General features: G+C 38.3%; 11 protein-coding genes and 2 pseudogenes. 7 read left to right on the forward strand and 6 right to left on the reverse strand.

Annotated elements, in window-relative coordinates:
• Positions 1 to 248 precede the first annotated feature (248 nt).
• The gene (locus tag H9X96_RS22065; protein WP_187668370.1) at positions 249 to 1148 is read right to left on the reverse strand and encodes an AraC family transcriptional regulator; all 900 of its coding nucleotides are present in this window, start codon (positions 1146 to 1148) and stop codon (positions 249 to 251) included.
• Between the two features lie 208 nt (positions 1149 to 1356).
• Between H9X96_RS22065 and H9X96_RS22070 the strand changes: the two genes are divergently transcribed.
• Entirely contained in the window at positions 1357 to 2196 is an 840-nt protein-coding gene (locus tag H9X96_RS22070; RefSeq protein ID WP_187668371.1) for an MBL fold metallo-hydrolase, read from the forward strand.
• Between the two features lie 102 nt (positions 2197 to 2298).
• Here the strand turns inward: H9X96_RS22070 and H9X96_RS22075 are convergent, their stop codons facing one another.
• On the reverse strand, positions 2299 to 2607 hold the full coding sequence (locus H9X96_RS22075) for an AraC family transcriptional regulator (RefSeq protein ID WP_187668372.1): 309 nt from the start codon (positions 2605 to 2607) through the stop codon (positions 2299 to 2301).
• A gap of 34 nt (positions 2608 to 2641) precedes the next feature.
• Between H9X96_RS22075 and H9X96_RS22080 the strand changes: the two genes are divergently transcribed.
• Complete coding sequence (locus H9X96_RS22080; protein ID WP_187668380.1) at positions 2642 to 3055, forward strand: TolC family protein; 414 nt, start codon at positions 2642 to 2644, stop codon at positions 3053 to 3055.
• Between the two features lie 89 nt (positions 3056 to 3144).
• Here H9X96_RS22080 and H9X96_RS22085 read toward each other — a convergent pair whose 3' ends face one another.
• Positions 3145 to 4824 carry a TlpA disulfide reductase family protein gene (locus H9X96_RS22085; RefSeq protein ID WP_187668373.1) on the reverse strand — a complete coding sequence of 560 codons (1680 nt, stop codon included), beginning with the start codon at positions 4822 to 4824 and terminating at the stop codon, positions 3145 to 3147.
• 261 nt (positions 4825 to 5085) lie between these two features.
• Between H9X96_RS22085 and H9X96_RS22090 the strand changes: the two are divergent.
• The 3 genes and pseudogenes from H9X96_RS22090 to H9X96_RS22100 all read left to right on the forward strand — a co-directional run.
• Positions 5086 to 6158 (forward strand): annotated as a pseudogene (locus H9X96_RS22090) (IS3 family transposase); the annotation flags it as partial.
• A 377-nt stretch (positions 6159 to 6535) separates the two neighbouring features.
• Positions 6536 to 6793 (forward strand): hypothetical protein, encoded by a 258-nt coding sequence (locus H9X96_RS22095; RefSeq protein WP_187668374.1) that lies wholly within the window; start codon positions 6536 to 6538, stop codon positions 6791 to 6793.
• Complete coding sequence (locus tag H9X96_RS22100; RefSeq protein ID WP_187668375.1) at positions 6793 to 7125, forward strand: type II toxin-antitoxin system RelE/ParE family toxin; 333 nt, start codon at positions 6793 to 6795, stop codon at positions 7123 to 7125. Before H9X96_RS22095 ends, H9X96_RS22100 begins: the two co-directional genes overlap by 1 nt.
• Before the next feature lie 424 nt (positions 7126 to 7549).
• Here H9X96_RS22100 and H9X96_RS22105 read toward each other — a convergent pair whose 3' ends face one another.
• On the reverse strand, positions 7550 to 8650 hold the full coding sequence (locus H9X96_RS22105; RefSeq protein WP_187668376.1) for an IS110 family transposase: 1101 nt from the start codon (positions 8648 to 8650) through the stop codon (positions 7550 to 7552).
• A gap of 205 nt (positions 8651 to 8855) precedes the next feature.
• Positions 8856 to 9173 carry a transposase gene (locus H9X96_RS22110; protein WP_187668377.1) on the reverse strand — a complete coding sequence of 106 codons (318 nt, stop codon included), beginning with the start codon at positions 9171 to 9173 and terminating at the stop codon, positions 8856 to 8858.
• A gap of 69 nt (positions 9174 to 9242) precedes the next feature.
• Between H9X96_RS22110 and H9X96_RS22115 the strand changes: the two are divergent.
• Both H9X96_RS22115 and H9X96_RS22120 read left to right on the forward strand, forming a co-directional pair.
• Positions 9243 to 9884 (forward strand): annotated as a pseudogene (locus H9X96_RS22115) (IS3 family transposase); the annotation flags it as partial.
• 133 nt (positions 9885 to 10017) lie between these two features.
• On the forward strand, positions 10018 to 10506 hold the full coding sequence (locus H9X96_RS22120) for a DUF1016 N-terminal domain-containing protein (RefSeq protein ID WP_187668381.1): 489 nt from the start codon (positions 10018 to 10020) through the stop codon (positions 10504 to 10506).
• A gap of 6 nt (positions 10507 to 10512) precedes the next feature.
• Here H9X96_RS22120 and H9X96_RS23180 read toward each other — a convergent pair whose 3' ends face one another.
• Entirely contained in the window at positions 10513 to 10677 is a 165-nt protein-coding gene (locus tag H9X96_RS23180) for an IS3 family transposase (RefSeq protein ID WP_370576771.1), read from the reverse strand.
• Positions 10678 to 10683: the final 6 nt, after the last annotated feature.

Below are 10683 nucleotides of genomic sequence, written 5' to 3' on the forward strand. Positions count from 1 at the left end.
ATTTTGATATAATTTGTGAAAATAATGTTATGTTTATCATCGAGAAAGGGGATTGTTTTTGTGCACCACAAAGGTAACTTTGTGTTAAAACTTCCTCTTTCCCTTTTTTGCGTTTAGGACGCTATTGATCTTAAATAATGATTATCTGGGCTGTCCGTATTTATAACTTTATTTTTCATGGCATATTAATTTTATATTATTTTACAAAATTACCTCAGCACACACGAAAATAGGATACCAGAAACTATCTAAAGAATACCCTTTTGATAAGGATTTGTTTCTGCTTTTCTGGGAATGTTAGTCATACTGTTGATGAACTCAGTTGTGGTTTGCCCCGTTTGAGTCTTAAAGAATCTCATCAGATGGTTCGGTTCTGAAAAATTAAGTTCGTAAGCGATCTCATTAATAGTTTTGTTCGAATGAAGCAGCAAGTTTTGTATTTCAAAAAGAAGGCGTTGTTTTAGCAATTGAGTAGCTGTAGTGTTGAACTGGGCTTTGACTGCTTTGTTCAGTGAAATTCTGCTGATGCCCAACATTTCAGCATAATCGTTGATTCGCTGTTTCTCCTTGATGTGGATCTCTAGTAAATTCTTAAAGTGAAAAGCCAGGTTATTTCCTGATTTGTTCAAAGACAGGTCATGTTGTTTTGCATATCGGCGGTTCAGTGTCTGTAGCAGATAGTATAATAATGAGCGAATAATATGGACACTATCAGTTTCACTAGCCAATAGTTCTATTTTGATCTCTGTCAACAGGCTGCAGTATTTCAGCATTTCATCCTTATCAATATCCAATTTTAAAGGATGTACCAGCTGGTAAAAGTACAGTAAGCGGTAAGTGAATAGCTTATCGGCAAAAAAGTCATTTAAAAAGGCTTCTTGAAAAATCAAAGTAGTCACCTGAAGATTGTTGGGCTCTAATCTCCAGTTTCGCTTTTGAAACGGTGAAATAAAGATAATCGAACCTGCTTTCAACTCGATTTCTTGCTGGTTTAGAATGAGTATACCCTTTGCTTCTTTAAAAAATAAAATCTCGAAATAGTCGGTATCAAATGTACCTGTATCAGTGTAATCAATGTCTTTTTCTGTTAAGACATTTAATAGGAAATCAACGCCGCATTCAGTCTTATGAAATTTAATCGTTTTCATGTTTTACATTTAGTACTCGAAGTTAGTGAATATATATTTTAAATACCTTTTTACTGACAATGCGACCACAATACAGCTGTTATCAAAATGGTAGTTATTAGTAGGCCTTTGATACATTAAGGATAATTTTCTGTTCCGACCTTTGCAGTGTACTAATTACTCCAAAATACTTATTAAAGGAGTGTTAACATTATTAAAATAAAAAGTCATGAAAAAAGTAATTTTAGCAGTAGCGCTTACGCTGTCAGCTGCCTTATCATTTGGACAAACCAATTCGAATACGAAACCGACTCTTCAGTTAGTTAGAAACGCAACATTAATCATTGAGTATGGTGGAAAAAAGATTTTAGTTGATCCAATGCTGTCTCAAAAAGGGGCAATTGAGTCTTGGGCTGGAATCCAAAAAAATCCAACAGTTGATCTGATAATGCCGGTAAATGAAATCGTTAAAGATGTTGATTTGGTCTTAGTGACACATACACATGATGACCACTTTGACAAGGCCGCTAGTAAAATCCTGGATAAATCAATTGAACTGTTACACCAGCCTGCAGATAAGGAATTCTTCGAAAAGGAAGGTTTTAAAAATGCAGCAGTTTTAAAGGACAATATGCTATGGAATGATATCAGCATTCATCGGGTAGAGGGGCAGCATGGTAGCGGCGAGATATTGAAGATGATGGGCAAGACATCCGGCTTTGTATTAAAGGCTAAGAACCAACCGACTGTGTATATTGTTGGAGACGCTATCTGGACAGACGATGTTAAGAAAAATATCAAAAAGTTTGATCCTGACTATATTGTTGTTAATTCGGGAGGAGCGCGTATCCAAGGGTATGAAAATACGCCAATCATCATGGACGAAGCACAGACAATGGCCTTAATCGGTGAAAGTGGTAAAGCGAAAGTCATCGCTGTACATATGGATGCCCTGGATCATTGTAGGACAACCAGGAGCTCTTTAATCCAGAAAGCTGCCGAATTCAATATAGGGACAGACAAATTGTTAATTCCTCAAGATGGAGAGGTAATCACACTTTCCCTTTAAATCTCATTACTTATTCAAGATTACGCCAAATGGGGAATGCTTTTTAGTATTCCCCATTTTATGTGATTATTAATGTTGTTAATGTATTCTTGTGAAGAATTATTAGGAAAAATCGTTCATGATGCGCTTTCTGTATTCAACCGGAGAGATGCTGTTTATCTTTTTAAAGACCCTGGAAAAATAGGAGGGATCTTCGAAATTCAATTCATGAGAGATCTCTGCAATGCTCTTCCCCATATCCTTTAAAAGGATCTGGCTTTGTAAGACGGAAACTTCTATGATGAACTTCTTGACTGATTTGTTTAAAACCATTTGAGTACACCTGTTGAGGTAATTCTCACTGATGGCGAGTTCATTTGCATAAAAGGATACGTTCTTCTCCTTGAGGTAATGCTGATAAACTAATCTCAATACATCATACGGATATAACAACGTCAGTGATAGAATTGGAGGCGTCTACACTAGCCCAAATACACAAAAAACCTTAAATCTTGGGGTATCTATGCCTTTACTGGATTGGGGAAGAAATAGCAATAACATCAGTTTAGCCACTTCGAACCTTAAGACACTCGCCTTTTCTGTGCAACAGGAGCAAGCAAACTTAGTACAAGAGATAACAATTTTGGTTGAAAACATAAAGCTAATTGCAAATACCATCGAAATGTCTAAAAAAGCGGATCAAATTGCGCAGGAGCGTTATCAATTATCGAATGAGCTCTATAGGTTTGGAAAGATATCGGTAACGGATCTCAACATTTCCCTTGAGGAGAAGGATAATGCGAAGCGCGCATTTGTAGGAATGCTTCGAAATTTTTGGATTGCTTTCTATCAGCTTAAAATGGCAACCGCATCCGATTGATTTTGGAATCGGATTTTATGATGTGCAATTTGACAAATCGTTTTGCTTTAATGATTGCTCCCGTGATCCATTGTATTATAAATTAGGCACTATTCAGATGAAAGCCGAGCAAGAACTTTTTTTAAAGTTTGCCCAGAGCTAGGGGAAGGAGCATTTTCACTAACCATTTTCCCTTTTTTGTCGACAAGTAGGTAACGGGGCACAGTTACAATATTAAAGGCACTGCTGAGATAACTAAATTGTTCTGAATCTAGTAGAAAATGTTCACCCTCTATTTTTCTATCCTTGATGACAAATTTCCATTTTCCATCTGGAGATGAACTACAGAGGTAAAGGAAAACAACGTCTTTGAATTCCTTATGTAAGGGTTTAGCAATCTCCATTTGCTGAAGACAGGGAGCGCACCAAGTTGCCCAGAAATCAATGTATATGACCTTGCCTAAGTGTTCTTTTGTCAGTTTGAGCAGCAAGTCTTTAGCCGGCCCATTCAATTTCTTTCCCTCGAAGTTATTGGACTTCGAGGATGCTGAAAATCTTTCAGCAAGCTCAATGTTTTTTTCAAAAATAGGCCTGCTTATCGACTTCTCTGTCACTGCTTGATAATAACGATTCAATAGGCTGTCCTGTATTGGGATGTCCTGCATGAGCTCAGAATATAGCAGGTTTGATAATGCCAGATTTTTGCCGATTCCAGGTGCGAAAATGCTGTCCACCTCATTGAATGCTTTGTTGGTTAAGTAGGCATTGAAAAAGCTTAGCATGAAATCATTGTCTTTGTTTTTGTTCATTTCCTGGCTGTCCTCAGCATTGTTTGAATACCCGCCATTTTTAATATAGTTATTGAATGCTCTTTTGGCAGGTTGACTAAGTAAGGTATCACGTTTAAGTGCAAATTCAATAGCTTGTTGCATGGGTAATTCCTGGTTGCCATGACTTAGCTGAATAACAAGTCTATAATTTTTGATAAAATCAGGATAATCTTTGGCGAGTAATGCACTGCTATCATTAAGAATCCCCGCATTCATGAAATCGAAGAAGGAGTGATCTACTTTTGTAAATTTGCCAGGTTTATGGAAAAGCCCATAGGATACCAAATCATTTGCCCATGCATATTTATTCTCCAACAACGCTATCCTTTTTAGCGTTTCGCTGGAATGATGCTGGGTTGTATAAGCCAACAACATACCATCCTGGATTGTACGAATAGAGTCCCGATATGTTTTGTAATTTGAAAAAGAAAGCTGTTCTATTTTGGTTTTCTTTTCTAAGTTGAAACCTTTGTTGTTGAGTTCTCTTAGGTGTAGCGCATAGTCATAATACTCCGAAACTATGGCCGAGTTCTTACCTCGAAATTGCATATAATACTCATGCTTGTTAGCCTTGCCCACTCGATAGGAGATATCTAGTTCCAGGGAATCCCCGGGGATGCCAAGAAAAGAATCCATGGAATCACCAATCTTTAAGAGCAATTCTGGGATCACGTGATATACTGGGATTTCAACAGAGAAGGTGCCGTTTTTTTCAATCTTGGCTATAGTGACCTCTTGATAACTGGTTATGGCATTATTGACGATAAAGTCAAGTGTCTTGATTTCATAAGGAATATTGGTCATCTTTCCGTAAACACGTATTGATGATTTTTCAATTGAACTTTTGGCAAGTTCAACAACCGAGTCAGAATGGCTTATGCTTTTCTGAGAGAAAGCTACGTTTAGTGTCGTATTTAACCAAAAAAAAACAGCTAAAATAGAAAAGGATTTAGAGTTCATAAATATTATAATACTTTGTGATAATTTTCAGTTATTCTGGTTTTGTCTTGCAACAAAAAGTATTGGAATTTAATGAATAAATATGGTTTCGTAATATTGAATTTACTATATTTCTTTTTAAATGCAGCCACATGAAAGTCTGGCTTTTTTTAGGTAAATTATTGGTCTTTTTAATTATCCGAAATATGGAGACTACTCCCCACTGTAATCTTCCCTAAAAACAGCTACATAAATAAATGTAGTATTTAATAATTTAGGGTAATGAAAAAAAGCAATTTTAGCGAACCACAGGTCATCAAGATTTTGTCTTCGCAGGAATCTGGTAAATCAGTTTCGGATATCTGCCGGGAGCATGGCATCAGTCAAGGAACATTTTACAAATGGAAGAGTAAATATTCTGGGATGGAAGTTTCCCAGGTTAAGCAGTTGAAGGAAATGGAAAAGGAACTGGCTCAGTATAAAAAGATTGTAGCAGAGCAGACTCTTCAGATTACCATTCTTAAAGACGTTATCGAAAAAAAGCTATAGGGCCTGCCGAGAAGCGTGAGCTTGTCGGTTATGCAAAAGATTCATTCGGGATGAGTCTTCGGCAGGCCTGCATATTGTTCTCCATCAGTACTTCTGTGTTTTACTATAGAGCTAAACGCAAAGATGATCATGAAATCATAGACCAATTGTCAGCTCTTGCAGAGGCCCATAGGACCTGGGGATTTTGGATGATGTATCATCGTATCAGGAAACTACAGTATATGTGGAACCATAAACGCGTTTACCGGGTTTATACCCTGATGCGTCTTAATATGCGTAACAAGAGAAAAAAACGTCTTCCAGCGCGTGTTAAAGCACCGCTACTCTGTCCTATCTATCCAAATGTAACATGGAGCCTGGATTTCATGCATGACACACTAGCCAGCGGAAAAACGCTCAGGACATTAAATATCATAGACGACTTTAACCGTGAAGTACTTTCCATCGCTGTAGACACAAGTTTACCCTCCCAAAGAGTGATCCGGGAACTAGAAACAGTAGTGGACTGGAGAGGTAAACCGGATGCTATTCGTTCTGATAACGGGCCGGAGTTTATTTCAAATGCTATTTCAGAGTGGTGTAGTCTGAAAGATATAAAATGGAATTATATACAACCTGGCAAACCTACTCAGAACAGTTTGATCGAAAGGTTCAACAGGACTTTCAGGCAAGATGTACTGAATAGCTATAGGTTTGAGAGTCTTTCGGAATTACGAAAGTATGCTCAAGCCTGGGCTTGGATGTATAATAATGAAAGACCACATGCTGCTCTTGGCTATTTAACGCCGGTAGAATTTGTATTGAAATATGGTAAACTCCCTGCTAAGCAGCAAGGCAACCAGTTTCCCACATTACAACAAGATAACAATAGCAATTTGGAATGGAATTCTTTAGTTTTGAACGTAGCTAGTTAGGGGAAGATTACACTTATACTGCCGTTGAACAGATTAACCTGGACGATGTTGTACGCTGGGTTGAAAAATCGAAGAAAATACAGTGGGATTATAAAAACATCGTCAAAAGAAAAGGCGTTTTATTACGGTTGTGGGGTTGATAAATGGTGAAACTTTACCGGGGATGGCTTTACAAAATTAAAACCAGAGGTTTTGATTTTGATGTAAAGTTTATTTATCATTCGACTGTCTATATGTATATTATGAAAGAATTTCGTTAAATTTGTATTATGACGATACTAACTGTAAATATTGACAACAAGAAAGCTGAAAAGGCCATTAAGGCTGTTTTGGATGCTTTGGGTTTAAATTACAATATTGAACAGAATACTGATTCTGCTAAACAGCCTTTAGACGGGGATGAGCAGCGCGTGTATAATAACTTAAAACGTTCGTTTACAAAGATTAAAATGCATAAGGAAGGTAAGGTTAAACTTCAAAATGCAAAAGAAGCTATTTCTGAAATAGAAGCATCGCTTAAAGATTAATGGCCTTTGAGGTATTATTAACTCCGGATTTTAAACGGGAGTTGAAGCAGATTGCTAAAAAACACAAACAAATCTTAAAGGATCTCAATGGCTTGATTGACGAGTTGATTGAGAATCCCACAATGGGGACCGATCTTGGTCAAAATGTATATAAAATCAGGTTAGCTATTTCCAGTACCAACAAAGGTAAATCCGGTGGCGCTAGAGTAATTACTTATGTTTATATTGAAGGTGAAACCATTTATCTTTCAGAAATCTATTTAAAAAGCGAACACGATACTGTTGATATAAAAGCCGTAATTGAGCGACTACATAACGAAGGATTTATTTGATTCCTTGTGAATTTTTGAATAAAATAAATATTTTTATGCAGATAGGGGACTAGGCCTCGGTCAATAGTTTTCTTGTTTTTGGTGTGCGATATTTCTCAACTGCATGCCCAAAGGAATGCTTATCTAAGCTCATCGCTTTTTTCTGTACAACAACTTTTTAAATGACTGAAAAAGAATTCCTTAATAACATCTTTTCCAATTCCTCCTTACTCAGTCCAAGTGCAGATATTTTCTTCTCTATCTGTTTAATCTTGAGTATTTTCTGCCGAGCACTGTTGGTCTCTATTAGTTCTCTTTTATAAGGTTCTTGTTTGGTTATCATGTTCCAGATAATGACGGCTAATTTCCTTGCAGTGGCAATGATGGCTGCAATACGGCCTTTCCTGAAGGCAATTCGTTTGAAGAATGGTGTCAGTTCATGGTTCTATTGATTTCCTATAGAATTGGCAGCATGTCGGAGGGCCTTGGCTATATAGTTTTTTCCTGAAGCTGTGCGGTTACTGATAATACGCCCACCGCTTATCTTATTGTTGGGTACAAGTCCCAGCCAGCACGCAAAACTTTTGGCTGTGGGAAACTTGTATAAATCATGTCCCATATTTGTCAAAAGGCAGAGGACAGTATTATAGCTTATCCCATTGATGGCAAAAAGATCAGTATGAAAATAATTGAAGGCAAGGTGGGAAAGATTAAATGATGGAGCATGTTTATCACGCCTCTTTTTATTGGCCTTGAGTTGCTTTTGTTCTACTTCTGTTATGTCCATTTTGGGTGCGAACTTGATCAGCAGCTGCTCGATCACAAGGTCACACTCCTTGATCTTATGCTCGTACAGTTTGTAGAACTCCAGACAGGCCTGAAGTTCGAACAGTAGCTCATCCCTCCACCAGCCATGGAGTGCATCGGTAATTTCCTGGCGTGGCCTTTTCACACGGATGCTTACCAACGCAGAAAGGCGTTCGGGGTCCCGTACCCCCGAGAGGATGGCCTCAATAACGGCCATGCCGGACTGACCGGTAATGTCATTTATCGCAACATCTAGCCTGATATTCATCAAACGGAGGCTTTTTTGCATCTTGCTACTGTAGCGGGCGGACTGTTCCACCAGATGCGAACGGTGATAGTAGTAGGTACGCAGCTGCTGGAAGCTGTCGCTCAACAGTAAACTTCCGGAAAGGAGTCCTAGCGAATGCAGCTTCTGTATCCACATACAGTCAAGCACATCAGTCTTGCGTCCCTTCACGTTCTTGGTCTGGTTTCCTGGCACTAGTAGCACTTCAAATCCTGCAGCCTGGAGTGCGGAAAATAATGTTTGCCAATAGCTTCCAGTGCTTTCCATAGCTATTGTCATGATTCCCTGTGCATAAAGATAGGTAATGAGTTCTTCGTGGTCTTTCGTATAGATGCCGAATTCCCTTACATTTTCTTTTGATTGGTCGACCGCAACCATATGGCTGCGAGATCCAACATCAATGCCAGCAGCATTTGGATGGACGACCTTAAATGAATTGTCCTGTTTTCCCATAACTTGAAAATTAGTGACCTCAGGGAATGCTATGAATAGTTAAAAATTTTCTGTACGGGATTCTTTGTTCAAGATCACCATTTCATTCATCAAATGTCCACCTAAATGATGAGCTTACAGCATCCGGCCCAGATTTTAAGAAGGATTTTGGATAGTACCATTAAAAGCCAGGGGCTCGCTGAAAGTCAAGACAATTTACGGAATTTTAGGCGATTCGCGTTGTATTGGTAATTCCACAGGCATGGCCGCTGTAGAACGATTTTAAGATATCGCGCTCCATCTGCGTTTCACGCAGTTCTTTCTTCAATAAGACCAACTCTTGCTCAGCTGCGCTGAGTATAACTTTCCCGTTTCCAGGAAAACTACTGTCTTGTTTGCTGGAGAATTCCTTCCGCCAACGGTACAACAACGCCGAACTGATATCTAGTTCTTTGGCCAGCGCACTCAGATCTGTGCGGGTATTACTCAGTTCAACGCTCATCATCTTGAACTCTTTCGGATAGGTTTTTCTTTCTCGTGACATAATTTCTGTTAAGTTATCAAATTCACTTAACTTGCTGTCTACTCAAAGGTAGCAACTCCAGTATCCAGACCAAGAGTGGCCAGGATGATGAGAAAAGCAAAACTTAGGAGCATTGTGAAGAAGAAATTTAAGGTCACCACAGACTCCAGTCATAAATTTCCTGTGCCGGAAAATATATTGGATCGTGATTTTAAGCCCGGAATTCTGGGGGCTGTTTGGGTGTCTGACATCACATACATCAGAACCAAACAAGGCTGGCTGTACCTGACCACGGTAATAGACCTTGGTGATAGAAAAATAATAGGCTGGGCATTGAGCTTAACGATGAAAACAAATGATACAGTGATACCTGCGTTTAAAATGGCACGAAAAAGACGTCCGATAACACAGGAACTGATATTTCATTCTGACCGCGGAGTTCAATATGCATGCAATGAATTCAGGTGTTTATTGGAAACAAATCCGTTGATCACCAGGAGCATGAGCAGAAAAGGAAATTGCTGGGACAATGCAGTAGCTGAAAGCTTTTTTAAGACGCTAAAAGCTGAATGTGTATACCAACATAAGTTTGCAGATAAAGAGCAAGCAGCACTCATTGTTTTTGAGTATATAGAAACCTGGTATAACCGTAAAAGACTACATTCTGCACTGGGGTACTTGTCCCCGGAAGAATATGGAAGAAACTTAAATAAACAAAATATTGCAGCTTAACCGAATGTCCACTTTATTGTTGCAATTCCAAGTCTAGTTTTTCTGGGGGAGGTCAAAAACGGAGTTAAAGAAGTTTTTTGTTTCTTTAGAATTTTGATAATGATTAATCTGCTAATTCTACGTAAGTTTGAAAATGGAACTAAAAAAGGGTCTCATAGAGCAGATACAAGCCATTGTAGTTACTGCACAAGTAAAGGCCGTTCGTGCCGTAGATACTGAAAGAGTTTTGATGTATTGGCAAATAGGTAAAATAATTTTTGAAGAAGAGCAGGAAGGTAAAGAGCGGGCCGATTATGGTAAATATCTTATTAAATCTATATCGGATGAATTTCAACCACAATTAGGTACAGGGTTTTCAGTTCGTCAATTGGAAATGAATAGGCAATTTTATAGAGCTTTCCCAAATACGCACGCACTGCGTTCGCAATTCAGTTGGACACATTATAGAACACTTATACGAATTGAAAATCAAGATAAAAAAGATTTTTATATAGCTGAAGTAGAAAAGAATAATTGGACAGCAAGGCAACTGGAACGTCAAGTGAACAGCCAATTGTTTGAAAGACTCTTATTGAGTAATGAAGTACTCCCGGTTTGCTGGACAGCAATAGATCAAACTTAAGATTATTTACGACACTTTTTTATTGCTTTGATAGAATACCTCATTTGGACTAAGATCCTCCATAGACTGATGCCTTCTTTGATTATTATAAAATTCGACATACCGTTTCACACCCTGGAATAGTTCCATGCCACCGTTAGGCGGGTTCAGGTAAATATATTCCTGTTTCAATGATCT

It is taken from the genome of Pedobacter sp. N36a, from assembly GCF_014472395.1.
In the GTDB taxonomy this organism is placed as follows: Bacteria; Bacteroidota; Bacteroidia; order Sphingobacteriales; family Sphingobacteriaceae; genus Pedobacter.

Excerpts from the sequence above, each read along its gene's own strand:
- H9X96_RS22065 (WP_187668370.1), bottom strand. The coding sequence starts at position 1,148 with ATGAAAACGATTAAATTTCATAAGACTGAATGCGGCGTTGATTTCCTA.
- H9X96_RS22070 (WP_187668371.1), top strand. The coding sequence starts at position 1,357 with ATGAAAAAAGTAATTTTAGCAGTAGCGCTTACGCTGTCAGCTGCCTTA.
- H9X96_RS22085 (WP_187668373.1), bottom strand. The coding sequence starts at position 4,824 with ATGAACTCTAAATCCTTTTCTATTTTAGCTGTTTTTTTTTGGTTAAAT.
- H9X96_RS22095 (WP_187668374.1), top strand. The coding sequence starts at position 6,536 with ATGACGATACTAACTGTAAATATTGACAACAAGAAAGCTGAAAAGGCC.
- H9X96_RS22100 (WP_187668375.1), top strand. The coding sequence starts at position 6,793 with ATGGCCTTTGAGGTATTATTAACTCCGGATTTTAAACGGGAGTTGAAG.
- H9X96_RS22105 (WP_187668376.1), bottom strand. The coding sequence starts at position 8,650 with ATGGGAAAACAGGACAATTCATTTAAGGTCGTCCATCCAAATGCTGCT.
- H9X96_RS22110 (WP_187668377.1), bottom strand. The coding sequence starts at position 9,173 with ATGTCACGAGAAAGAAAAACCTATCCGAAAGAGTTCAAGATGATGAGC.
- H9X96_RS22120 (WP_187668381.1), top strand. The coding sequence starts at position 10,018 with ATGGAACTAAAAAAGGGTCTCATAGAGCAGATACAAGCCATTGTAGTT.